14 protein-coding genes and 3 pseudogenes are annotated in these 25,353 nt (G+C 45.6%); 6 read left to right on the top strand and 11 right to left on the bottom strand.

The annotated features are described in order from the left end of the window. The first annotated feature begins 99 nt into the window (after positions 1 to 99). Together SU60_RS01365 and sbmA are read left to right on the top strand one after the other, a co-directional pair. Positions 100 to 2,193, top strand: coding sequence for a TonB-dependent receptor domain-containing protein (locus tag SU60_RS01365; protein ID WP_041153972.1), 2,094 nt, complete (start codon positions 100 to 102; stop codon positions 2,191 to 2,193). A gap of 739 nt (positions 2,194 to 2,932) precedes the next feature. Then, positions 2,933 to 4,216, top strand: coding sequence for a peptide antibiotic transporter SbmA (sbmA, locus tag SU60_RS01360; RefSeq protein ID WP_041153971.1), 1,284 nt, complete (start codon positions 2,933 to 2,935; stop codon positions 4,214 to 4,216). 136 nt (positions 4,217 to 4,352) lie between these two features. Here sbmA and speG read toward each other — a convergent pair whose 3' ends face one another. Continuing rightward, a complete protein-coding gene (speG, locus tag SU60_RS01355) occupies positions 4,353 to 4,877 on the bottom strand; it encodes a spermidine N1-acetyltransferase (RefSeq protein ID WP_041153970.1) in 525 nt (174 codons plus the stop codon). A 220-nt stretch (positions 4,878 to 5,097) separates the two neighbouring features. Here speG and SU60_RS21865 point away from each other — a divergent pair, with 220 nt between their 5' ends. Beyond that, positions 5,098 to 5,250: a hypothetical protein gene (locus tag SU60_RS21865; protein ID WP_164833017.1), complete on the top strand. Its 153-nt coding sequence runs from the start codon at positions 5,098 to 5,100 to the stop codon at positions 5,248 to 5,250. Between the two features lie 165 nt (positions 5,251 to 5,415). Here SU60_RS21865 and blaCARB read toward each other — a convergent pair whose 3' ends face one another. Beyond that, on the bottom strand, positions 5,416 to 6,267 hold the full coding sequence (gene blaCARB, locus SU60_RS01350) for a CARB/PSE/RTG family carbenicillin-hydrolyzing class A beta-lactamase (RefSeq protein ID WP_041153969.1): 852 nt from the start codon (positions 6,265 to 6,267) through the stop codon (positions 5,416 to 5,418). 196 nt (positions 6,268 to 6,463) lie between these two features. On the opposite strand from blaCARB, the gene SU60_RS01345 reads away from it, so the two are divergent. Continuing rightward, positions 6,464 to 7,798, top strand: coding sequence for a ferredoxin reductase family protein (locus SU60_RS01345; protein WP_041153968.1), 1,335 nt, complete (start codon positions 6,464 to 6,466; stop codon positions 7,796 to 7,798). A gap of 160 nt (positions 7,799 to 7,958) precedes the next feature. Here SU60_RS01345 and SU60_RS01340 read toward each other — a convergent pair whose 3' ends face one another. The 6 genes and pseudogenes from SU60_RS01340 to SU60_RS01315 form a co-directional block, all read right to left on the bottom strand. Beyond that, positions 7,959 to 9,041, bottom strand: coding sequence for an AarF/UbiB family protein (locus SU60_RS01340; RefSeq protein ID WP_041153967.1), 1,083 nt, complete (start codon positions 9,039 to 9,041; stop codon positions 7,959 to 7,961). Between the two features lie 253 nt (positions 9,042 to 9,294). After that, positions 9,295 to 9,876, bottom strand: coding sequence for a copper-resistant cuproprotein CopI (copI, locus tag SU60_RS01335; protein ID WP_041153966.1), 582 nt, complete (start codon positions 9,874 to 9,876; stop codon positions 9,295 to 9,297). Positions 9,877 to 9,942: 66 nt separating this feature from the next. After that, a pseudogene (locus SU60_RS01330) lies at positions 9,943 to 13,079 on the bottom strand (efflux RND transporter permease subunit). Positions 13,080 to 13,081: 2 nt separating this feature from the next. Next, a pseudogene (locus SU60_RS01325) lies at positions 13,082 to 14,796 on the bottom strand (efflux RND transporter periplasmic adaptor subunit). Between the two features lie 89 nt (positions 14,797 to 14,885). Next, complete coding sequence (locus SU60_RS01320; protein WP_041153965.1) at positions 14,886 to 16,292, bottom strand: TolC family protein; 1,407 nt, start codon at positions 16,290 to 16,292, stop codon at positions 14,886 to 14,888. 220 nt (positions 16,293 to 16,512) lie between these two features. Then, on the bottom strand, positions 16,513 to 16,998 hold the full coding sequence (locus SU60_RS01315) for a hypothetical protein (protein ID WP_041153964.1): 486 nt from the start codon (positions 16,996 to 16,998) through the stop codon (positions 16,513 to 16,515). Between the two features lie 185 nt (positions 16,999 to 17,183). Between SU60_RS01315 and fdhF the strand changes: the two are divergent. Together fdhF and SU60_RS01305 are read left to right on the top strand one after the other, a co-directional pair. Next, positions 17,184 to 21,453, top strand: a pseudogene (gene fdhF, locus SU60_RS01310) (formate dehydrogenase subunit alpha). 373 nt (positions 21,454 to 21,826) lie between these two features. Then, positions 21,827 to 22,198: a hypothetical protein gene (locus SU60_RS01305; RefSeq protein ID WP_084735500.1), complete on the top strand. Its 372-nt coding sequence runs from the start codon at positions 21,827 to 21,829 to the stop codon at positions 22,196 to 22,198. A gap of 11 nt (positions 22,199 to 22,209) precedes the next feature. On the opposite strand, the gene SU60_RS01300 is transcribed toward SU60_RS01305, so the two are convergent. From SU60_RS01300 to SU60_RS01290, 3 genes are read right to left on the bottom strand one after another with little or no spacing between them, the layout of a single operon-like run. Further along, the gene (locus tag SU60_RS01300; protein ID WP_041153963.1) at positions 22,210 to 23,307 is read right to left on the bottom strand and encodes an ABC transporter permease; all 1,098 of its coding nucleotides are present in this window, start codon (positions 23,305 to 23,307) and stop codon (positions 22,210 to 22,212) included. Further along, complete coding sequence (locus tag SU60_RS01295) at positions 23,307 to 24,233, bottom strand: ABC transporter ATP-binding protein (protein WP_041153962.1); 927 nt, start codon at positions 24,231 to 24,233, stop codon at positions 23,307 to 23,309. The genes SU60_RS01300 and SU60_RS01295 overlap by 1 nt, the downstream gene beginning before the upstream one ends. 3 nt (positions 24,234 to 24,236) lie before the next feature. Next, on the bottom strand, positions 24,237 to 25,184 hold the full coding sequence (locus SU60_RS01290; protein ID WP_041153961.1) for an HlyD family secretion protein: 948 nt from the start codon (positions 25,182 to 25,184) through the stop codon (positions 24,237 to 24,239). Positions 25,185 to 25,353 lie beyond the last annotated feature (169 nt).

The following is a 25,353-nucleotide window of genomic DNA, read 5'->3' as shown; positions in this document are numbered from 1 at the left end:
AAATTGTCCCACATATTGATCTATTTCAGAAATCAATTTTATGAATAATGGCCATATCAAAATTGATATTGATAATTATTAACACTTAAGGAGTTTTGCATGTTCAGATGGTTCCCTTCTCAAGTTGCGCTGGCCGTTTCTCTTGGATTAATTAGCCAAAGTGCAGCTTGGGCGGAAGACGCGCAAAATCAAGCAGATGAAACCATGGTTGTTACTGCATCTGGTTTTGAACAAACGTTACAGCGCGCGCCCGCAACCATGTCGGTGATCACTGCTGAAGACATTGAGAAAAAAGCCTATACGGATATTACTGACGTATTAAAAAATATGTCAGGTGTGCAAGTGATGGGCGGCGGGGTTGAGCAATCCATTATGATCCGTGGCATGGCTTCCAGCTACACACTTTTTTTGATTGATGGTCGTCCTGTACAAGGCAATGACGCTTTTGGAATGAATGGGTCTCAGGCAGGGACACCGATCAACTTTTTACCACCTGTCTCGGAGATAGAGCGAATCGAGATTATTCGTGGTCCGGCTTCAGCACTTTATGGTTCTGACGCGATGGGTGGCGTCATTAACGTCATCACCAAAAAAGTTCGCAATGAATGGAGTGGCAGCATTGCGACCGAGTACACCAAAGCCGATAGTGCCAATAAAGTGAATGAAGATGCGATGCAAACCAACTTCGTTCTGAATGCCCCGCTAGTTGATGACAAGCTTGCTATGCAAGTTAGTGGCTCCTTTTTAAACCAAGACGAAAGTCACTTTGAAGGGGACAGAAAAAGCTCAGCGTCTGACCCGGAATACAAGCGTAAAAACTTTTCATCAAAAGTAAATTGGGTGATCGATGAGCAAAACAATCTTTCAGCTGGATATAGCCGCTATGTGCAAGAGCGAACTCATACGCCAGGAATAAGTATTGCTGAAACGGTCACAAACCGCGACGGCAGTATCAGTGACGCTGAACTGAGCTACGACAAATCGGTTCGTGATACTTATTTCATCGAGCATGAAGGTCATTATGACGACATGCGCTGGAAATCGTATGTTAATTACGATGATTCTGATAACTCCACACGCACCAATGAAGTTACGGGTAACGGTGTACAATTCGATGTTTTGACAGTCAATTCTCAGATTAACTGGTTTTGGGATAATAATACGCTGACCGTTGGTGCAACCTACAAAAATGAGCGCTTAGAAGATGGTGCGACTAATGGCTTAACGCCACCTGTGGTTCCTGATGCGAATGCGGTGAACACAATGGAGCGTTACCAATATTCTGTGTTTGCAGAAAATGAGTGGGCGCCTATTGACGATCTTTCTATTGTATTAAGTGGTCGTTTTGATGATAACCAAGACTTTGGTAGCCAATTTAGTCCTAAAGTGTATGGGGTATATGGCATCACTGATGAAGTCGTTATTAAAGGTGGTGTCACATCAGGTTATAAAGCGCCGAGCTTACGTCAAAGTGCGAATGATTTCGGCGCAACCTCTCGTGGTGGCGTGATCATCGGTAACCCAGAGCTAAAACCGGAAACGAGCCTTAACTACGAGATTGGTCTTGGTTATGACGACCTCTATGGTTCAGGTCTATCAACCGCATTAACTGCCTATATCTCAGAATTTAAAGACAAGATTAATCGTACCGGTCGAGTGTGCGAAGCGGATGTCGATTGTTACTATAACGGCAGCTATTATCCAGCACATCAGTACGGCTACACCGCGTATGAAAATATTGCAGAAGCTGAGATGTCGGGCATTGAGTTCACCCTTGACTACCAATTTACTCAAGATCTGATGTACCGTCATTCATACACGTACACCAAAACAGAACAAAAGTCTGGAGAATACGCGGGTAAACCGCTTAATGATGTTGCGAAACACATGTTTAATGCGTCGTTGGAGTGGCAAGCGACAGAGCAGTTGATGTTGTGGACACAAGGAAACTATCGTGGAGAAACCTCGGGCCGCTGGCAAACGGGTACGAGTGGACGCGGGACTAATGGTCTAACTATTCCTGATTACACATTCTACGACCTAGGTTTAGTATACAAACCAAAACGCGATATTAGCTTAAAGGCTGGGGTATACAATGTCTTTAACGAAGAGGTTAATCCAGAAGAAGATGCAGATTACCGCTACATTCTAGACGGGCGTAAGTATCACTTGTCTGTTGCTTACAACTTTTAACTGAATAGATGTATTGCTAAGTAGCTAAGTAGTGGGATGGACCACCGCTCCTTATTGCATTGTTTCTATATACTATCTCTCAGTTTACATTTTATGCACGACTAAAGTGCAAGTTCGTTTTTGTATTACGATGGTAATGTCGAGATATTTATTAGAATCGGCGCGGGGTTAACATTTAAGCATAAAAAGCCATGACGCTATTAGGCATCATGGCTTTTTTCTTTTTCTACTTTCAGTTTCGTTAATGCCTACTCGCGAAATTAAATCAAGGCCATTGTGTAAATCAGTTATCTAGCAGGGGGAGGTCACGGGACGTCAAAATCCGGTGTTCTTTCTGTTTTCTTTCTTAAAAATGAAACAGGCTTTGTTTTTTAACTGATTGATTTTATTTAATTTAATGATTATTAATTTTAATCATAAGGTTTACTGGAGCAACTCTATTAATATACTCAAAAGTAAATCATGGACACCAAATGGCTTTTGTGGAGAGGCTGCTCGTCCAATGCTAGCTATTCACAATCATTCATAGTAATCAGGAAAACAAGGAAGTGACGTAATGCATTGAAGTCACTCTGGCGAGATTTTTAGAGTGAATTTGTATTCATTGTTCTTGTCGAAGTGATGATCAACGTCAATTGTCGAGGTTACCCTTTCAGGCTGACTCTTGATGATTGTTTGTGTTCACTGCATCTCAATTACGCTAGTGCTGAGCACAGCAATGTAACAGAAGGTACTTATCGTGTTCGATTCCTTTTTTCCCAAACCTAAGCTGTTTTTCTTTAGCTTCACTTTTTGGTCCGTCATTTGTGTCCTTGGTTGGTATACTCTCATTCAAGATCTTGGCCCTAGTCTAAGCTTGGCGGACTGGTTTGGTCTTCATTATCCTAGCGCACTCGCTGCTGATGCTAACCCCGACTTAGTGGCACAGTTTCAATCCGCGCAAGAGAGTGCGACTAACGCTTGGCTATATCAATATATGGCGGTGTGTTATGCCTTATTCATTGGCACTTGGCTAAAAGTGGGTGGCCAAAAGTGGGCGAAATGGTCTGTCGCTGGTTCTGGATTAATCGTATTCGTTACTTGGTTTCAGGTGGAAGTCAGTGTGGCTCTTAATGAGTGGTATGGTGACTTTTACAACTTGATCCAAAAGGCACTGTCCGCTCCAAACAGTATTACAATGACCGAATTTTACTCGGAGCTCTCTACGGTAATGATCATATTGATGGTCGCGATAACTGTGGCGGTGTGTAACTCATTTTTTGTCAGTCACTATGTGTTCCGTTGGAGAACGGCAATGACCGATTATTACACGTCAAAGTGGGAGTATGTCCGTCACGTAGAAGGTGCTTCTCAGCGTATTCAAGAAGACACCATGCGTTTTGCGTCGATTATGGAAGACTTGGGTATCAGTTTCCTCAATTCGATCATGACGTTACTTGCATTTCTACCGATTCTTTGGAGCTTGTCGGAACACGTAAAATCAGTTCCGATTCTGGGTGAAATACCTCAAGCATTGGTTTTCGTTGCGATTCTCTGGTCGATTTTTGGCACCATGCTGTTGGCAATCGCTGGGTCAAAACTACCAGGGTTGGAGTTTAAGAACCAGAAAGTAGAAGCGGCATACCGTAAAGAATTAGTTTACGGAGAAGACCACGAAGATCGTGCAGAGCCTATTACTTTGCAAGCATTGTTTAGTAATGTTCGTCGTAGCTATTTTCGACTTTACCTACACTACGTGTACTTCAATATTGTTCGCTATGGTTATTTGCAGGTCGGTGCATTCGTTCCCATGATTGCTTTAGCGCCATCCATTGTGGCGGGCGCATTTACACTGGGTATGATGCAACGCATCATGAATGCCTTTAGTCAAGTGGAGAACTCTTTCCAATATTTAGTTAACTCTTGGACGACCATTGTTGAACTGCTTTCAATTCATAAGCGTCTAAAAGGTTTTGAGCAAGTGCTTAATGAAGCTGAAGCCGAGTCGCTTCAAGCCGAACTTCAGCTCAACCAAGCGGGTTAATACCAACAGTTCGCTGTAACAATCATTTCAAAAGGTCAACTGACCTTAGCAGTTAGAGCCGCATTGAGCGGCTCTTTTTTTTTTTGCGGTAAAGCCGATACACTTGAGTGGTGATTTTAATCCTAAGCCGTCGTTTTTACTGTGCCGTTTCTTTCTGATACTGGTTCTTCAAAATATACATTCTTTTAACGTCTCGATAAGCACCATTGATAAAGTACTCCTCAACCAAATGGCCTTCTTCAATGAAACCGCATTTTTTGTAGAGGTGAATGGCAATGTCATTGTCTACTGCAACCAGTAGGTATATTTTACGTAAATTCAAAATTGAAAACGAATAGTCTAACGCACGGTGTATCATATCGGTCGCGTAGCCAAGTCCCTGATGGTCGGGTGCGATGATAATTTGAAACTCAGCACTACGATGTATGTAGTTAATTTCGATAAGCTCGACAAGGCCGATCACAATCCCGTCGTCGTCTTCGACAACAAAACGCCTTTCGGCATCATCATGGATGTGTTTACGATACAGCTCTTCTAACTCATCGTAGGACTCATAAGGCTCTTCAAACCAGTAGGCCATGATATTACGATTATTGTTCAGCTCGTGAATAAAACGTAGATCAGAACGTTCTAGCGCACGCATTTTAAGACCTTTTTTCATTTTGTTTCTCCTAAGAGAGTAAAAGTCACTCCCTGATCTCCGTGACGAGGATTGTAATCCAGTTTCGTCAATGGTTCCGAAATTTAATGCGTTTTCGACGGTCACTTCATTATAAAAATTTGATCCTTACGACAAAAAACCTGATTAGGTGTATGTCGCTATTTCATATTAAATACACCCAATTGACCCATGGTCTTAATCTAAATAGAAGGTATGCAGTATGTTTTCAATTGGTGATGAAGTTGTCGCTACCAAAGGCGTTGATCTAGGAAAAATGGTCGTATCTGGTGTAAGTGGCGGTGGTGCGTATACGCATGTTAAAGCTAATGGTGCCGTATTGACTTATCCGACAAGAGACCTGAAGAAGGCATAATGTACTGAAATGACGTTAAAAAACGTGTATCTATTTAACGTCATTGATAAAAGTGCTGCGGGTTGATTGATTTTACCCAGTGGCCAACGAATAAAAGGTAGTGTTCTAGAACGCTACCTTTTTTGTTGTGCTTATGTAGTTTGACTCACAGAGGTAGGGCAGAAGCTATATGTTCTTATAGGGCTCTAGAATGAGTTGACTGATTTGAGCAACGAGTTGATCTCGTGCTTGTAAAGATAGTTCGGTATCGGTCACGTAAATAGTGATGTAAATGGGCTTATGATCTTCTTTCCAGATCACTGCATTGACCGACCGCGATCCGTGACCTCCCTGCCCAGAACGATCGGCAATGGACCATCCTTGTGGAAGTACGGAGCGAATAAGAGCGTTGGATACTTTGTTGTCCTGCATCCAAATTCTTAACTGTAGACGAGACTCATAAGCAAGTACTTTGCCCTCAAGTAAACTTTCTAATGTATTGACCATGGCATTTGGCGTGGTTGTATCACGTACATCCCCTGGTTTGGCCTCGTTTATTTCTGGCTCTTGGCGATCTAATCGTGTTGTATTGTCTCCAACACGACGTAGGAACAAGTTTACTGCGTCTGGGCCTCCAACGCTACTGAGTACAAGGTTGGCAGCGGTGTTGTCACTCATTAACATTGCCGCTTCGCAAGCATGTTCAACGCGTACACTTTCTCCGGTCATCTTCTCCATCACAGGCGACCACATTACCATGTTTTCTTTGACTAATTTAGACGTGGCATTTTTATCTAATTGACCGGTGTCCATACTTTCTAGCATTGTTGCACATGCCAGAGTTTTTGCTGTCCCCGTTAAAGGAAAGCGCTCATCACCACGATAATCCCAGTGGCTGTCGTTTTGCGTGTCCCAAATAGAAACACCAATACGCCCAGAGATTTGTTGCTCAATATTAGAAATGTTTTCATTGAGGTGGGTGGCTAAGCTAGCGGATGAATACACGAGTAGTCCCATCAACAAAAATAACTTTTTCATAGGTCTTGTTCTTCTATTTTTATCTTAGCTCGCGAAATCGCGTCATTCGGTTCGGTACTATAGCGATTCACGGTTATCTGGCCTGTTAAATCTCTGTCCATTTTCTGTAGAAATATGCACAGGATTTACGCAACTTTACGTATATTGACGTTAGAAGAGCTAAAATAGAATAAAGGTGGTTGTGAGGGTGACGAGCATGAAAACGGTACGGAATTTTGTGTTTGTATTAATAGCGATTGTGTCAGTGTTGTGGCTGATATCTGAACCGCAGCTCCTATCATCGACTCAATTCTTCCGTTGGCGTTCAGCGCTAACCCAATATTCAGGCATGGTTGCATTGGTTTTAATGTCGGTAGCGATGGTTTTGGCATTGCGATTGCCCGCGATTGAACGATGGACTCGTGGCCTAGACAAAGCGTATAGACTCCATAAATGGTTGGGCATTTCAGGCGTTAGCGTAGCGGTTCTACATTGGGCGTTGTATCAAATACCCACATGGTTGATTGAGTCAGGATTTTTGGAGAAACCTGTCAAGTTTACCGGTGCTGGGCCTGCGGGTCATAACCTTCAAGGGTGGGAAGCCTGGATAGCAGATTTGCGTGATGTTGCGATGAATTTTGGGGAGTGGGGCTTCTACTTATTATTGGTCTTGGTTGGTATTTCACTTTGGACCGTCGTAAAGTATAGACCCTTCAAACTATCCCATCGATTGATGGCCGTAGCTTACTTGATGCTAGTGGTTCACTCGGTACTAATGATTAAGCGCGCATATTGGGGTGAGCCTATTTATGTTATTGTTTGGGTATTTGCCTTGCTAGGGTCTGCGGCCGCGGTTTACAGTTTGCTTGGGTTCGTCGGCCGTGCGAATCGTCATCCCATGCGGGTTAAGTCAACGCGCTTTTTCTCCCAAGCCGGGGTGATGGAATTAGTTCTCACGCCGACAGAAAGTTGGCAAGGGCATAAAGCGGGGCAATTTGCCTATGTGCGCTTTGGTGATGAAGATCCCCACCCATTTACGATTGCTTCGGCAAGCTCTGACCCTGAACTGAAGTTCTTAATCAAAGAGCTAGGGGATTTTTCGACTGGTTTATACCAACGAGTAAAACCCGGTGATAACGTCACTTTGGAAGGGCCTTATGGACGTTTGGAATTCGACGTCAGCAAACCTCAGGTTTGGGTTGCTGGTGGGGTAGGGGTTGCGGCTTTCTTCGCAATTCTCGCGACATTAAAAGAGCGGAGCTCACATCAGCCAGCGCACTTATTTTATTGTTGTCGCGGACTTGATAGCCAGTTGCTGGATGAGCTTTGGCACGCTGCGTACCAAGCAAGGGTGGATTTGAGCGTGATTGATACCCAGTCGTCACCAAGACTTAATGCGGAACGGATCGTAAAACGTTGCGGAGACTTAACAGGTTATGAACTGGTTTTTTGCGGTCCAGAATCATTCTCACAAGCATTGAAAATGCAACTAAAAGCGTATCAATTTGATACTGAGCATCATTACCATGAAGAGCTGTTTGTGATGCGGTGAAAGGGCTGCGCAACGGAAGCAATGTCTTGGTCACTCTTTGGCTTTGATCAAGCTACGACTTCGTATCATAGCGTAGCTTGATTTTGGAATGGGAATAAAAAGGTTATCCTTCACCTTGGGGAATTTACCCGCTTAGTCAGCCATCTGAAATTTTATTCAGCTAAAGCTGATACTGTTTTACTAAGTGCCACTTTTTCTGATACGACTCAATCAACTCTTGTTTGCTTTTATCTTTATTGTGAAAATGCAGCGCACCTTGCTCTTTGAGTAGTGGATAGTCGTTTTCTATCATCTCAAGAACCGTATTCACTCGCTTAACGGTCGTGGGCGTACAGCTTTTGCCACTCAGATCATCCTCAATATCCAGTACATTGGAGCGAAACATCTCAACAGTAAACAGCCTTTCCAGTTCGTCATGGTTTTCAAGTGCGAGAAGGTATCGTGCTTTCAACGACTGAGTGACGTCAATGATGGTTCTATCAGCATGATTTGCTCGCAACCATGCAATCTTGTTCTCCAGTGCACCTACGGCTGCGTGTTTGACGTGATGGAATATCGTTAAAGACTGATGTCGTGAACAATCATGGTCCAGAATCCAACCAGATAAGAAGCGGGTCTCAAAGCGTTCGCAAAACTGGAATAACGGCGCTGTAATGCCATCACTATTATATTCAGTCAACGGATCAAATGGATACATATAACCGAAATCAAACAGCCATAACCTCTCGTTACTATCAACTAATAAATTACCAGAACTTAAATCCCATTCGAACAAGCCGACTTTTTCGCTCTCAATCAAGGTAGAAAAAAGTTGCGATAGCAGCGAAGGAGTAAGCTCACTGATAGGTTCACCTTCAATCCATTCGGACAAGATTATACCCAGGCGATAATCTGCATACACTGTCTCCACGATACACCTGAATGCTTGAGATGTATTGGGATCATCTTTAAGCTTTTGAAAATCAGAGCGGCGTTGCACCTCATTAAGAAAAGAGAACTGACCATCAAGGTTTTGTACGAGAGGTATCGGGCGCTTTTTCTTTAACGTGTAGTCCTTTCCGTTAAAGCGGACACGATAGACTTCTGCCGTTAACCCACTTTTGAATGTTTGAATGACATAAGGTGAGTGACTCGTGGTTAAGGCGAGTTGTTTTGGCGATATGGGGCAGTGAGCCTTGTTACCAACAATCAAATTGGCATTACTTTCTTCAAATTGTTGTTGTGCTTCGTGACGTTTAGTCATTCTAATTTCCGTTTCGATGCGTATTGGAATGATAACGTTATCAAAACACCGTTGGTGACATATCACCCTTGCGATAATCAGTCGGGGGCTGAGAGCGAAGGAGGATTAGTGGTTTGCCGAAGAAATCGTTCAAGGTTCCATGACTCGATATGAGGTCTGGTTACTTTCCGACAGAGGATGCGACTTCTCGAAATAAATAGGAGCAGTGAAGTGCTCCTATTTGCGTTCTCGTTCAGGTACAAGGATAGCGTGCTTACAATTTCACTTTTTTGATCATTCCTGCCTCTGCGTGGCCAGGAATGTTGCAAGCAAACTCAACATTATTGTCACCGTGGAAGTGCCACAGCAACTGTTTCGCTTTGCCTGGCGCGACGGTGACAGCATTACCAGTGTCATGCATATGATCACCAGCCATAGTTTTCATCATTTCTCGATGTTCACGTTGTTCTTGCGCTGAACCAATCGTGAACTCATGGTTGATCTTGCCTGTATTCATAACCACGAATTGGACCACGTCGTTCGGTTCGATTTTTACCTCTTTTTTGAATGTAATTTTCATGTCATCACTCAAGATAACGTGGATCACCTTGTCGGGCTTGGCCCCAGTAGCTGGCATGCCTACCGCAGACATGCCTGGCATTCCGCCCATACTTGAGTGATCCATTTTTGAATGATCCATAGGCATGCTTTCACTTTGCATATTCTCCATAGGCATGTTTTCTACAGACATACCTTCTACAGACATAGCGTCATGGTTCATATTTGAGTGATCCATTTCAGCCAAGACGCTACCAGAAGCTATAGTCAGAGTAAGTGCGATTAGTGTCTTTTTCATCGTAATGTCCTTACATTTCATCAGTAATGCGCCATTGATAAATACACAATGGCGCTGATTGTTTAGTTATTTAGGGTGTGATTGATTTTTCACTTCGCGCTTTTTCCACAGCTTGAAGATCGCTGGCAACACCAGCAGGGTGAGCAGAAGCGCTGACGCCATGCCACCAATCATCGGCGCTGCGATACGCTGCATCACTTGTGATCCGGTTCCTTCACCGTACATGATTGGTATGAGACCAATGATTACGGTGAGTACGGTCATCATTACTGGACGCACACGTAAGCCCGCACCTTCACGAATCGCGTTGGTCAGATCGTTCAGGTTTAGTGATTCTTTTTTCTCTTGAGCGTCGAGCTTTTTGTGGTGCCAGGCTTGGTTGAGGTACACGAGCATAATGACCCCAATTTCGACGGCGACACCTGCCAGAGCGATAAATCCGACTCCCACAGCAATGGAGAAGTTGTAGCCGAGGTAATGCATGAGCCACAAGCCTCCCACCATCGCTAAAGGCAGTGTCAGCATGATGATCAGGACTTCACCTATCCGGCGGAAGCTGAAATAAAGCAGCATCATGATGATTACGATGGTGATAGGGACCACGATGCTCAAACGGTCTTTGGCTCGCTCCATATATTCATACTGACCCGACCATGCGATCGAATAGCCAGTCGGCAGGACCAGTTGATCAGAGACAGCTTGTTGTGCTTCGACGACATATGAGCCGAGATCGCGTCCGTCAATATCGACGAATACCCAACCGTTAGGACGTGCATTTTCGGTCTTAATCATCGGTGGTCCATCTTCGTAGCGAATGTCGGCCACATCTGCGAGAGCAATGCGAGCGCCGTTTGGTGTAACGAGTGGTAAATTTTGCAGTTTGACGACAGAATCCCGATAATCTTGTGGGTAGCGAACGTTAATCGGGTACCGTTCTAGGCCTTCGATTGTTTCACCTACGTTCATCCCACCAACCGCAGTAGAAATGACTTGCTGAACATCTTTGATATTGAGTCCATAACGAGCGGCAACGCGACGCTTGATGTCTATTGTGACATAGCGGCCCCCAGCTACACGCTCAGCATAAACCGATGACGTGCCATCAACACCATTTAAAATAGGCTCCAACTGAGCGCCAATTTTTTCAATTTCCTTGAGATCTGGCCCCGCAATTTTGATCCCGATAGGGTTTTAATACCGGTCGCTAGCATATCGATACGAGTCTTAATGGGCATAACCCAAGCATTCGTCAACCCAGGGAACTGGATCAGCGCATCGAACTCTTTGCGCAGTGACTCTGTGGTTACCCCCTCGCGCCATTCTTCTCTTGGTTTAAACTGAATCACGGTTTCGATCATCGTCAATGGAGCGGGATCTGTCGCGGTTTCTGCACGACCAATTTTGCCCCAAACGGTTTTTACTTCAGGTACCGTTTTGATCAACTTGTTGGTTTGTTGCAGTAATTCACGCGCTTTACCAATAGAAATTCCTGGATAAGTGGTTGGCATGTACATCAAATCGCCTTCATCCAGCGGTGGTATGAACTCACTGCCCAATTGACTCGTTGGGTAGTATGCTGACGCCATGAGCCCAAGTGCGAGGACGATCATCGCTTTGGGATACTTTAAGCTTAGGTTTAACAATGGGCGATAAAGCGCAACCAAACTACGGTTCACTGGGTTTTTGTGTTCAGGAAGCACTTTTCCCCGAATAAAGTAACCCATTAAAACGGGTACAAGTGTGATCGCAAGCGCGGCGGCTGATGCCATGGCGTAGGTTTTCGTAAAGGCGAGAGGCGAGAACATTTTGCCTTCTTGTCCTTCGAGCGCAAACACCGGAACAAAACTTAACGTGATGATAAGCAGTGAGAAGAACAGCGGTGCACCGACTTCTTCTGCCGCTTTGCTAATCACCTGCCAACGGTTTTCATCCGTTAACGGTGTTCGCTCGATGTGTTTGTGGACGTTCTCGATCATGACAATCGCTCCGTCAACCATGGCTCCGATGGCAATGGCTATCCCACCCAGTGACATGATGTTGGCGTTAATGCCTTGAGAATGCATGATGATGAAGGCGGATAAAATGCCGACCGGTAAGCTCAGAGCGATGACCAAGGATGAACGGATGTGGAACAGGAACAACGCACAAACGACCGCGACAACGATGAATTCTTCGGCAAGCTTTTTCCATAAGTTGTCCACCGCAGCATTGATCAGAGTTGAACGATCGTAAGTTGGAACGATTTCCACACCATCAGGCAAGCTGGCCTGTAAATCATTAAGCTTTTCTTTGACCTTGTGGATGACTGCGCTCGCGTTTTCTCCATAACGCATGACGATAACACCGCCGACTGCCTCACCTTCGCCATTCAACTCTGAGATACCACGGCGCATTTGTGGACCTAAGTTGATGTCGGCAATGTCACCTAACAGCAGCGGTGTACCTTTCTCGGTCACTTTTAAAGGCAAGGATTCAATGTCTTCGATGCTCGTCAAATAGCCTGTGGTTCGAACCATGTGCTCAGCTTCTGCCACTTCGACAACCGAGGCGCCAGTCTCTTGGTTACCATTTTGGATCGCCATGTTGACTTGCTGCAAGGTGAGGTTATAGGCACGTAATTTAGCTGGGTCGATTTGAACCTGATATTGCTTCACCATGCCGCCAACGGTTGCGACTTCAGATACGCCATCAACGGTTTGCAGTTCGTATTTTAAAAACCAATCTTGGAAACTGCGCAGTTCAGCAAGGTCGTGTTGACCCGTTTTGTCTTGTAGGACATAACTGTAGACCCAGCCAACACCCGTTGCATCAGGCCCCAATGTTGGTTTCGCACTGGGTGGCAATTTCGGTGCAACTTGGCTTAAGTATTCCAAAACACGAGAACGAGCCCAGTACATGTCGGTATCATCGTTAAAAATGATATAAACGTACGAGTCGCCAAAGAATGAATAGCCACGGACGGTTTCTGCGCCCGGAACCGCTAACATTGCCGTTGTGAGCGGATAGGTGACTTGATCTTCTACGACTTGAGGGGCTTGTCCCGGGTAGCTTGTTTTTATGATGACCTGTACATCAGACAAGTCTGGAATAGCATCGACAGGTGTGTTTTTTACACTATAAAGTCCGGCTAATACCAGCACGATCGTCGCGATCAGTACCATAACGCGGTTATTGATGGACCAACGAATAATTGCGCTAATCATAATTATCCCTCGACCGCTTCAAGTTGCTTGAGCACATAATCAGAGCCTTGCTTTTCGATTAGAAACCGAACTTTTTGCCCTTCTTCAAAGCCGGATAAATCGACGTTGTTGCCCACTGAGAAGTTCATTTCCCCAGCTTGCCAATTCCATTCTGCAACTGGCATATGGTTGAGAGTAATCATGCCAAAGTCGGCCATTAGCATGCTGATGTCACCTGTTAGCCAAACGTCAGTGACCACTACACTATCATTGGCTTTGTAGTCCAAAATCTCATACTGGCCCGATGGTGTTTTTTGTATTTCGAACTCAATGGCTTGCCCTTTGCTCAGGCCATTCATTTCTACCCCTTCAGCTAAGGTAAAATTCATCACCATGCCTGGCCAGTCCCATTCCGGTACTGGTTGGTGGTTGATGGTCAGCATCCGGTGATCGTTCATTACATCGGTAATTTCACCTTTTGCCCATGCGGTTGGGGCAGGCGTTTGTTTTGCCTTCGAGATTCTTGATAGGTCTGCAGACTGACTGGATTCTGAGTCAAGCATGAAATGCGCTGATGTGACGATGTGATCATCTTGGGTTAGACCTTCCAGCACTTCCGTCTTGTCGTCGGCTTCACGTCCAACCTTAATGCGTGTTGAACGATATTTTCCGTTGCCTTCTGCCAATACCACCCGAGCCATTCCGCCAGAGCGAATAACCGCAGACTTTGGAATCGTCATCACAGCTTCGTCGCTGACCGGTTGTAGGGCAATGTTGGCAAACATATTAGCTTAAGTTCGCCATTTGGGTTGGGGAATTTTAAGCGCACACGCAATGTTCGGGTTTTCGGATCCAAAATGGGGTAAACATAATCCACCAGGCCTTGCCACTCCTTGCCAGGAATCGCATCCAGTGTCATAGAGGCGTTACTACCCGCTTTCATCCAATGGGCTTGACGTTCGAACACTTCTGCGTCTACCCAAACATTATCAAGTGGACCCGCACTGACCACGACTTGAGCCGGTGATAGATACCCGCCTTCTCGAACGTTTAAACTCGCGATGATTCCGTCGGCAGGGGCTTTAATTTCAATGGTTTGTGACGCTTTTCCGCGTTGGGTTATCGTTTTGATTTGCGAGCGATCAACACCCAAAGTCACCAAGCGCTCGGTTGCGCCTTTGACTAAGCCATTGCGACCCGTGCGGTAAGCATTCAGAAGCTCTTCTTGTGCTTTAACGAGCTCCGGCGAATATAGCGTGAACAATACATCGCCTTTTTTAACCTGCTCACCTACCGCATTGATGTACAGTTGTTCAACCCAACCAGCGACTCTGACGTTGGTTTGCCAAAGATGACTTTCATCAAAAGCAATATAACCGACCGTTTCAATACGAGGGGCGAGTTTCTCTAAGGTGACGGCAGCCGTTTTCACTCCGAGGTTATTTTCCACCGATGGATCAATCGTTACCGTTCCCGGCTTATCCTGTTCACCGGCGAGATCGCCCGCATAAACAGGGACTAAATCCATTCCCATTGGAGACTTTCCGGGCTTATCTCGCTGGTAATTAGGGTCCATCGGAGCGACCCAATATAACGGTTCATCTGAACTGCTTGATGTGTTCTCGCCTATGTTGGCGTTCTCGTGCTTCGTGCCAGAGCTAAATTGGTTTGCTCCAAATCCGAGTACTCCACCGATAAGCAGAGCGATCGTGGCAATTTTGATTGAGTTTGACGTCATTCTTAATTCCTTATTTCCTCATTTCATTCAACAGTCGATGTATTTTTTGTATTTCGGACTGCGACGAGAGGTTTCGAGTTTTTCGTGATTCAGTTCGTATTCTTTTCAGGCGTAATAACGGGTGTTGATACCTGATATTCAAACCCGCCCAACAGCGCTGATAAATTGCTGTTTACGATGTTTAAATCGGTGAGCAAGCGCTGTTGTTCTAGCTTTAGGGCCAGCTCATCAGTACTTGCCATGAGCACATCGTTAAACTGAGCGGTGTTATTTTGGTAACCTCGCTCTACCGCGCGAATACGAGCTTTGACTTGAGGAAGTAGGGTGGATTGATACCGTTCCAAACGTTGAGTTAGATTGGTACGATCGACTAGCAAGGTGTTTACCTTGGCATTCATTTGGGTGAGTAATGTGTCTTTCTGAGAGCGAGCTGCCCCAACCTGATATTGGGCTGCTGCGAGGTTTCGGTCTTGGCGATTGCCCGTAAACAGAGGAATATCCATGGTGAGATAAGCACTGACTAAATCGGATGCTGGTTCACCTTTCATGTTGTTTGCCTGACGATAAGCATAAGCCACTTCGACCCCAAACTGTGGTGTATAAGCCTGCTCGGCGATTTCTACCTGTGTTTCATTAGTTGAAACACTGATATCCGCCATTTTCACCATAGGGTGGAAGCTCAACTGTTCATAATGCTTACTGGTACCGGTATTTGCGGCGAGTATTCGCGTTAAATGGCTCCAGTTCAATTGGTTACTGGCTTTAATAGAGATTTGGTTGAGCTGTGCATCGTTGTGAATCCAATCTGCCCCTAACCACTCAGACAGTTGAGCGACCAAACGACGCTGCATCTGTGCGTTGGCCTGTAGCTTTTCGTCTAATTTGCTGACTTGGAGTTGTGCATTGAGTAAATCCTGAGCCTCACTCTTACCAATCGAATAATTGGTTTGAATAAAGTTTTCCATTTCTTTCATTAAACGGCGGTTTTCCAACATGATCTGTTCCGCTCGTTGTTGATACCCAAGCTCAAGCCAGAGTTGGGTCATGCTGTTGGCAATCTCCAATTCACGCGCATGTACTTGGAGTTCGACACCATCAGCTTGTTGATTCGCTTTCTTTTGCTGCAGACCAAGGGTGGAACCGCGTTCAAACTGCTGCATTAGGCCAACGGAAATATTGGTCATTGGATCGTCATCAAATTGAAAACTGTCGACAGGTAAGCCGCCAAAACCAACTTTCAATTTTGGATCCATGAGCGTTGCGCTTGCCACACCAGATTCGCGTATGGCTTCGGACTGTGCAAAGAACTGCTTTCGAGTTCCGTCATTACTCAATGCAAGGTTAATTAGTTTTTCAAGTTCTTGGGCTGATTGAACTTGTGTTGACTCATTTGCCGAAATGTCAGATGAGGACTGCGCCATGACATTAAAGGCGGGTAAGGCAACAAAGGTCAGTGAGCAAATAGTGCTCACTAAACGATTGGGGTGGAATTTCATCGTTTACATCCAAAATGTTTCCCTTCAAGAGCTGAGGTACGATCGAACTCGTATGTCCAGAGCATATGAAGGGAATTCACCAATTCTATGAGCTAAAACCTGTTCATGTGTTGCCATGTACTCATGTCAGTAAGCACAAAGTAGGAGAGAGTTTTAGTTCAAAAATTGGGTGTAGTTAAACAACCTGCGAGTTAGCAGGATCGAATATGGTTGGGGGAAGTTAAACGATGGGAGGTCGATAGAGGTTGTTGTTGACTTGTACAACAGGTGCACTTGTATCGAACAACATTGGAGCACGATAGGCCTGCGGTAAAGTATGATTACTTGGTGTTGGTAAATACACGAACATGGCTGAACAGGATGCTGAACAGCAGTTATGAATTGAGCCTGTATTGTCCACACAATCTGCCATCACGTTTTCAGCTAAGGCGTTTTCAGACAAGGAGAGCGAAGCTTGATCGGGAGAATGCGAAGCGTGAGTATCTACCACTACCTCCATTGCGCGAGAACCACAATGTTCGGTTGTAACCATTCTCTGCGTATTAACTATTTTCTGCGTACTAACCATTGCGTGAGTCGACATGGAGGTGCTATTCGACATCATATTTACACTCATTAATGACGCGCTGTTGACCACACTGGATACTAAAAATACCAGTGTGGTCAGTAACGTAAGCCAAATTGTATGCAGTGATTTGAGACGCATACCGTATCCAAAATAAGAGTGATGATGTTAATAACCCTTACATCATAAAGGTTACCCTAGGGGTAAGGTCAATACTTAAGAATCTACAATAAAATTCTCTTATTGAGTGTTTTATCACAAGCGTGCTGCGTAGTAGGATTTATCCTTAAAAATAATGAGGTCAATTGGCTAGCCTCGGGGGAAATATGATCGAAATTGTCATTGACGGAAAATATAGAATAGTTGAAGAAGGGCTAACCCTTCTAGAAGCCGCAAAAGTGTGTGGAGTAGAGATTCCCTCATTATGCGGCTCGAATAAAAGTAATGAGAAAATTCCGTGTGACTTGTGTGTGGTTGAAGTCGAAAGCGGTGGTATCAAGCGCGCTTGTGAACTCGAAGTGCATCATGGTTTGAATGTTCTTACACAGTCTGAAGATTTAACCGAACGTCGCCGGAAAGCCTTGAACCGCATCATGAAAGATCATTACGCTGACTGTGAGGCGCCATGTAAAACTGCCTGCCCAGCTGGCGTAGACATCCAATCGTACCTATATCACATCGCACAAAACGATCATCAAAAAGCAATTGAAGTGATTAAGCGTACGTTGCCTATGCCGCTGTCAATTGGTCGAGTCTGTCCTGCATTTTGTGAAAGTGAATGTCGTCGTGCTTTGGTGGATGAGCCAATTGCGATTCGTCAACTTAAACGACACGCTGCGGATGCGGACTTAGCAAGCTATGAGTCTTTTGTTCCTGAACAGAAAACCGCTAAAAACTTAAACATCGCGATTGTGGGCAGCGGCCCCGGTGGTTTAACGGCTGGGTACTACTTAACGAATGAAGGCTATAACGTCACCGTTTTTGAGTCTATGCCAAAAGCGGGGGGATGGTTACGTTACGGTATACCAGAATACCGTTTGCCAAAGGATATTCTGGATAAAGAAATCGAGTTAATGTGTCGCAATGGCATGCGGATCGAGACCGATAAAAAGCTCGGGGTTGATTTCACGCTTTCCCAATTAAGTGACGATTACGACGCGGTGTGTTTAGCGGTTGGGGCATCGCAAGCGGTAGAAATGAATTATCCTGGTAGCGACTTGCAAGGTTGCTATTTGGGGGTGGATTACCTGAAAGACTATGTGACTGAGCAAACATACATCACGGGCAAAAAAGTGGCGGTGATTGGTGGTGGTAACACGGCGATTGACTGTGCCCGGACCGCCCGTCGTGCGGGAGCGGATACCACAATTATCTATCGTCGAACTCGAGACGAGATGCCTGCTGAAGACTACGAAATCGTGGAAGCCGAGCATGAAGGCGTAAAATTCCATTTTCTTACCAATCCAGCAGAAAATGTCTCAGACGATAAAGGGGCTGTGAAGGCGATTCGTCTAGAGCGCATGGCCTTAGGGGCGCCAGACTCTTCAGGTCGCCGCAGTCCGAAACCAACTGGTGAGTTTTTCACGGAAGAGTTCGATACGGTCATTGCGGCCGTTTCTCAAAAGCCTGATCTGAGCTTTTTAGATAATGACAGCGTTTCTATCCCTGTAACTCGATGGAACACGTCTGAAACGGACGACAAAACCCTACACACTGGTACTGGGAATATTTTTAGTATCGGCGACTTTCGACGAGGCCCTGCAACGGCGGTTGAAGCGGTGGGAGATGGTCGTGTCGTTGCAAAAGCGATAGATTTGTTCCTCAATGGCGACATGGCGGATATGCCAACTGTGGCGTTTAACTCTCGTAAAGAGAATACGTTATCGCAAGTTGATCCGCTGCACTTTGAGAACATTCAAAAAAGTGGCGCGTTCAATCATGCCTGAGTTAACACCTGAACAACGTGAACAAAGTTTTGCTGAAGTGGAATTAGGCTTTAACAATGAAGAAGCCATACAAGAAGCGGCTCGATGCTTGGAGTGTGGCTGTCAGGCCAATACAGATTGTGATTTGCGTGATTATGCGACGGAATATGAGGCGACACAGTCTTTTGACTCGTCACTAAAACTCTCGCCAACGAAAGTTGTTGGGCATCAAGATTGGCTCGACTTGCGAGCAAAAGATCTTCGTCATAAGTATCCAGTTGACCGTAGTTCGGAGTTTATCGAATTTGATGCCAACCGTTGTATTAGCTGTGGCCAATGTATTCAAGCCTGCCGCGAAAAAGCGGTACACGGGGTATTGAGTTTTGTCAGTGACGAAAATGGACGTCCGGCATTGCGACCAGATGACCGTCCGAGATTTCGCAGTGCAGAAAAAGGTTCAAACGTTAACGCCGCAACCTTGATTGGGGATTCTAACTGTGTTCAGTGTGGTGCCTGTGTACAAGCGTGCCCAACCGGTGCCATGGTAGACAGTCGTGATCGCTCTCAAGGTCGTACCGAGCACTTGAAAGCTGTGGATACGATCTGCACCTACTGTGGTGTGGGTTGTAAGTTGACCATGTATGTTGATGAAGCCGAAAATAAAGTCCGTTATGTAGAAGGGGCAGACTCGCCAGTTAACCAAGGTATGTTATGTGTGAAAGGGCGATTTGGTTTTGACTTCATTGCCAGCGAAGAGCGTTTAACTACCCCTTTGATTCGAAAAGACGGCTGGCTACAACCGGCTAGTTGGGAAGAGGCGATTCAGTTAGTGGCGTCCAAGTTCTCCGCAATCAAGCAGGATTTTGGAGGAAATGCGCTGGCAGGTTTCTCTTCTGCTAAAACGACTAATGAAGATAACTACCTGTTCCAAAAGTTTATTCGTCGTGAATTAGGCACCAACAATGTCGACCACTGTGCGCGCTTGTGTCACGCTTCAACGGTTACGGGGCTAGAGGCCTCTCTGGGCAGTGGTGCGATGACCAACGATATTCCAAGTATTCAGCATTCTGATGTAATCTTTATTATCGGTTCGGATACCACATCCGCACACCCAATCATCGCCTCGCATATTAAACAAGCGATTCGACATAACGGTGCTCGTTTGATCGTTGCCGATCCTAAACGTGTGGATATGGTCGATCATGCCGAACTTTACTTAGCACATCGCCCCGGTACTGATGTCATGCTACTCAACGGGGTGATGCAGCAAATCATCAAAAATGGTTGGTATGACTCAGAGTACGTTGAAGAGCGTGTTGATGGCTTTGATACCTTATTACAAGAGGTAATGTCGCCAGCGTATAATCTCGATAAAGTTGAGCTTGTTACGGGCGTGAAATCGCAAGATATTTTCGCGATGGCGCGCATGATAGGGACTGCTCAGCGCACCGCAGTTTACTACTCGATGGGGATTACCCAGCATACCACTGGACACGACAATGTGCGCTCGATTGCAAATTTGCAGTTGTTGTGCGGCAACATCGGCATCGAAGGTGGTGGTATTAATCCGCTACGCGGTCAATCGAATGTGCAAGGCGCGTGTGATATGGGAGCGCTGCCAAACTGCTATCCAGGATATCAAAAAGTGTATAACCCAATGGTACGTCAACACTTTTCTATAGAGTGGAACGCGCCGGACTTGTCTGCTGAGCAGGGGTTGACACTGACCGAGATTATCGACGCAGCGTGTAAACGCGATGTGCGCGGTATGTACATTATGGGTGAAAACCCAGTGCTCAGTGATCCAAACCAAGCCCATGTGATTGAAGGTTTGGAAGCATTAGATTTCTTGGTGGTGCAAGACATTTTCCTAACCGAAACCGCACAGCATGCGGATGTCGTTCTTCCTTCTTGTTCCTTTGCAGAGAAGACCGGGCATTTCACCAATACAGAGCGCCGTGTACAGCGGATTAATCAAGTGGTGTCGGCACCGGGTGAGGCGAGAGAAGACTGGAAGATCATTCAAGACATTGCCAACGCGATGGGTGGCGATTGGCACTATCACTGCGTTTCTGAGATCACCAATGAGATCGCTCGCGTCACACCACAATACGCAGGATTACGCTGGGAGACGATTACGCCAAATGGTGTGCAATGGCCTAGCAATAAGAACAATCCGCACGGTACGCGCATTATGCACCAGACGCAGTTTACGCGTGGCAAAGGGCAAATGGTGGGAATTCCATTCCGCTATGCTGCTGAGCTTCCGGATGAGGAGTTTCCTTTAGTACTGACCACGGGGCGTGTTTTAGAGCAATTCCATACGGGAACGATGACGCGAAAAACCAAAGGGTTAGATAATTTGGCTGGCCCGAGGGCGATGATCAGTGTTGAGGATGCAGAAATACTGGGCATCAGTAATGGGCAGAGGCTGAAAATCTCTACCCGCCGTGGCAACATGGAAATAGATGCTTTTGTCACCAAACGAATGCAGCAAGGGGTGGTATTTATTCCATTCCACTTTGTTGAATCACCGGTAAACCGTTTAACCACAACGGCAACCGATCCACATGCGAAAATCCCAGAGTTTAAAGTCGCTGCAGTAAAAATTGAGGTGAGCGTAACGGAGGACGTATCGGCTAAATCTTCAACGCTCGTTCACACGGATTAGATAAAATAGGCAGGTGAGAGCTCGACATGGGTTCTCACTTGTTTGAGTTTTTATCAGTTCTTCAGTTCTTCAGTTCTTCAGTTCTTCAGCTTTTTGACTTGATCATTCTCGTTATTTTAAAGTTTTCAGACATGTTGACTGTTTTTTGTTCAAGTGCTGTTAGAGCTTGTCATAGAATTGACCATTTCTGACCATTCCTTGTTATTTAGGTAAGTTTTATAACCTAAACTTTTCATATCCACTATGCTTATACCCAAGTTAATTAGTGAAACAAGATTCATATGTTGCCGCGGCTAAGCGCTCAGCTATTCTCGCTGAATCGAACAACTTTAGGTTACTTAGATATACGAATAACAAAAAAGAGGAAACTTGCATGACAAGAACAACCTCATTGACCTTGCTCTTATTACTTATGTGCGCCTATTTCGGATACAACCGAATGTATGTGTATCCTAAGCAGTTGGAAACACAGGCTGAATCTATGCTGATTCAGATGGCAAATCGGGAAGAGTGGATTGATGCATTTGACGTTAAGAATAAGGTCAAATCGCATAAAGGGCACCTTGAGCTAGATGCACGCATTAAGTCGTCAGACGGCAACCGGGCTTACAGTGAAGGCCTTATTACTTATACCGATCGAGAAGGTGTCGTGTGCAAAGAGGTTCTGTTCTATTTCAAAATAGACTCGCTGAAAAACTACACAATATCCCATTTAAGAGATTGCTCGTACGGTGAGTACTATTGAGTATCAGGTTATTAATCCAGCGATTTCTTAAATCTTAATGAAGCGACGAGCAAGCCAAGTAAGGTAAAGCCCACCAACCAAAGTGTATCTCGCCACAAATCGACTAAGTCTGCACCACGTAAGACAATGCCTCGAATCATGCGCATAAAATGCGTTGCTGGCAGGACTTCAGAGATCCACTGGGCCGCGATGGGCATGCCTTCATAAGGAAACATAAATCCTGAAAGCAGGATGGAAGGAAGAAGAATAAATACCGTCATCTGCATCGCTTGAAGTTGAGTCGAGGCGACGGTGGAGATCACTAATCCAAGTGTCAAACTGGCCGCGATAAATAACAATGTGCCTAACAAAACCTGACTCAGAGCGCCGTTTATTGGTACGTCGAAAATCCAGTGTCCTAATCCCAAGATGATGAAGACTTGAATTAATCCAACAAATATATACGGAACGATCTTAGCAATCATCAACTCGATTGAGTGAATCGGTGTGGTGATGAGTAGCTCGAGATTGCCACGCTCACGCTCTCGAACAATGGCCGCGCTAGTAAACAAAATCATCGTCATAGTAAGAATAATTCCTAGTAGGCCAGGAACAATGTTGACTGCTGAGCGCCGACTCGGATTGTAATAGAGCGCGACTTCAAAGGTTTTAATGGGGGTTGATCTGATGTCGAAGTCAAAATCCGTGAGTGGCATGGTTTGCAGTGACAGAATCGCAGAACTGATCATGGTGTCAGAACCATCGACAATCCATTGCCCAAGAACACGTCCTTGCATCATTCGTTGGGTCAGATCGCTGGGTAAAATGAGTGCCGCACGCACGAGACCATCCTGAATCGCTTGTTCTGCTTCTTGAGGTGTGGCATAGGTTTCTTTGATATCCACGACCTGAGTCACTTTTACAGACTGAGTAATGATACGCCCTGCAGTACTGCCACTTTGGTCTACAACGCCAACAGGGATATTGCGGATATCTGTGTTGATTGCAAATCCGAACAGTAACAGTTGAATGAGCGGGATCATCACCACCATGCCAAATGTAATGCGGTCACGAGACAGTTGGCGTATCTCTTTTATCATTACCGCTTTCATACGGGTGATGGTACTCATTATTGTCGGCCTTTTCCTGTTACGCTGACAAACACGTCTTCTAAACTAGGACGTGCGTCGCTCATTTCAGCATGTTTTAGTTCTGGAAAAGTATTTCTCAACCATTCTATTGGCTGTTCAATATGTTGGTGAATGAGAATTCTTAATCGAATCCCGAGTTGTGCAGCAGAACGAACTTCTTCACGCTGAATGAGCTTTTCTTTCAGTTCCCTTAGTTTGTTCGCTTTGACTTCGACAATGTTCACCCTCATGTTTTGCATTAATTGTTCCGGTTCACCATCCGCACGAATTTCTCCTGACTCCATGATTGCGAGACGGTGGCAGCGTTCAGCTTCGTCCATGTAATGGGTGGTCACAAGGATTGTCGTGCCTTTGTCGCACAGGTCAAACAGTTGTTCCCAAAATTCACGCCGATTTTCTGGGTCCACCGCGGACGTTGGCTCATCTAAGAACAAAAGTTCTGGCTCATGCATCGTCGCTGCAGCAAGGGACAGGCGTTGTTTCTGACCGCCACTCAAGCTATTGACTCGTTGTTTTCGTAACTGACCTAAACCGTATATGTGAAGTTGATCTTCGATTTTGGCTGTGAGGTGTTTTTTGGGCAAGCTGTAGATTTGGCCAATAAACTCAAGATTTTCCTGTACCGAAAGATCGTCGTACAAGGAGAACTTCTGTGTCATATAGCCGATCTTAAGTCTCAACTGCTCTGCTTGTTTGGGGATCTCTAGACCGAGCACATCGACGCTGCCTTCACTGGGGCTGAGTAAGCCAGTAAGCACGCGAATAGTCGTGGATTTACCGCATCCATTAGGCCCTAGAAAACCGTAAATCGAACCTTTGGGCACGTTTAACGTGATATCGTTGATCGCAGTAAAATCACCGAATCTTTTCACCACATTGTGAGCCTGAATCGCGTATTCGGTCATGGGCTATTCCACCAAATCGACTTGCGCAGGGATGCCGGAAGGCAACGATACTGCCGACTCGGGCAAGTCGACTTCAGCCAAATACATCAACCGAGAACGTTCCTCTTCGGTCAGAGCAAAATAAGGAGTAAAAGATGGTTCACTCGCCACCCAGCGCACCGTGCCTTGCAATGGGCTGTCTAAGCCATCAACGTTCACCGTAACGGATTTGCCTGGTACGAAGTTGATGCGATAGTCTGCAGGAACGTACACTCGCGCATAGGGCACGCGGCTAGCCTGAATCACCGCAACAATGCCATTAACAGGTACACGCTCGCCAAGGTTGTACGGTAGGTTGTCCAGTTTCCCTTCTCGTGTTGCCGTAATCGTCAGCTCTGATAACTTTTGCTCTTGCAGGGCAACATCGGCTTTTGCCGCCATTAGCGCAGCTTTAGCTTGTTCGATGTCCTCTAGTCGTGAGCCAGCAGTAAGTTTGCTGAACTCTTCTTTGGTCGAATTTAGCTCTGCTCGGGCAGAGTCTCTTGCTGCGAGGGCGGAGTCTCTCTCCGATTGACTGATGAGTTTTTTGCGCACCAATTCGGCTTTGCGTTGGAAGTTCTTTTGTGCTTCAGTCAGTTGTGCCTCGGCTCTTGCTACTTTTGCAGAGGCGGCCGCGATATCTTCTGGTCGTTCCCCGTTCGTCAGTTTCAATAAGTAGGCATCTGCTTTTGCTTGTTCTGCTACCGCATGAGCGAGCAACGCTTGTTGGCTGGTACTATCCAGTTGTACCAGTACGTCCCCTTCACTCACTAGGCTACCTTCTTTGACGGGGAGGGCTCGAATAATCTCATTCGATGTGGCTGTGAAAGTGACGCGGTCACGTTCTAACGTGCCAAGAGCTTGAGGTGTGTTGTCTGGTGAGCATGCTGCGAGAAGGGCGATGATAAAAGTATTGAATAGAATTCTCTTCATAATGCATGCTTCCTTATAAGGCCGGCCGACCCCTAATAGATACATTTTAGCATGTTATTTGGATGCGATTCTTTTTAAATAGAGAGACTTATATTCAAGTCACAGCAAAAAATTTGGTTCACAGAGGATAGCTTGGATTGTCGTTACGGTAGCGAATGAGTTACGGACC

It is taken from the genome of Vibrio mytili, assembly GCF_000830505.1.
Classification (GTDB): Bacteria; Pseudomonadota; Gammaproteobacteria; order Enterobacterales; family Vibrionaceae; genus Vibrio; species Vibrio mytili.
This window is presented reverse-complemented; position numbering and strand designations above follow the sequence as displayed.

What these genes read in the sequence shown, in the direction of transcription:
- SU60_RS01365 (WP_041153972.1), top strand. Translation starts at nt 100, where the DNA reads ATGTTCAGATGGTTCCCTTCTCAAGTTGCGCTGGCCGTTTCTCTTGGA.
- speG (WP_041153970.1), bottom strand. Translation starts at nt 4,877, where the DNA reads ATGAAAAAAGGTCTTAAAATGCGTGCGCTAGAACGTTCTGATCTACGT.
- SU60_RS21865 (WP_164833017.1), top strand. Translation starts at nt 5,098, where the DNA reads ATGTTTTCAATTGGTGATGAAGTTGTCGCTACCAAAGGCGTTGATCTA.
- blaCARB (WP_041153969.1), bottom strand. Translation starts at nt 6,267, where the DNA reads ATGAAAAAGTTATTTTTGTTGATGGGACTACTCGTGTATTCATCCGCT.
- SU60_RS01345 (WP_041153968.1), top strand. Translation starts at nt 6,464, where the DNA reads ATGAAAACGGTACGGAATTTTGTGTTTGTATTAATAGCGATTGTGTCA.
- SU60_RS01340 (WP_041153967.1), bottom strand. Translation starts at nt 9,041, where the DNA reads ATGACTAAACGTCACGAAGCACAACAACAATTTGAAGAAAGTAATGCC.
- copI (WP_041153966.1), bottom strand. Translation starts at nt 9,876, where the DNA reads ATGAAAAAGACACTAATCGCACTTACTCTGACTATAGCTTCTGGTAGC.
- SU60_RS01320 (WP_041153965.1), bottom strand. Translation starts at nt 16,292, where the DNA reads ATGAAATTCCACCCCAATCGTTTAGTGAGCACTATTTGCTCACTGACC.
- SU60_RS01315 (WP_041153964.1), bottom strand. Translation starts at nt 16,998, where the DNA reads ATGCGTCTCAAATCACTGCATACAATTTGGCTTACGTTACTGACCACA.
- SU60_RS01305 (WP_084735500.1), top strand. Translation starts at nt 21,827, where the DNA reads ATGACAAGAACAACCTCATTGACCTTGCTCTTATTACTTATGTGCGCC.
- SU60_RS01300 (WP_041153963.1), bottom strand. Translation starts at nt 23,307, where the DNA reads ATGAGTACCATCACCCGTATGAAAGCGGTAATGATAAAAGAGATACGC.
- SU60_RS01295 (WP_041153962.1), bottom strand. Translation starts at nt 24,233, where the DNA reads ATGACCGAATACGCGATTCAGGCTCACAATGTGGTGAAAAGATTCGGT.
- SU60_RS01290 (WP_041153961.1), bottom strand. Translation starts at nt 25,184, where the DNA reads ATGAAGAGAATTCTATTCAATACTTTTATCATCGCCCTTCTCGCAGCA.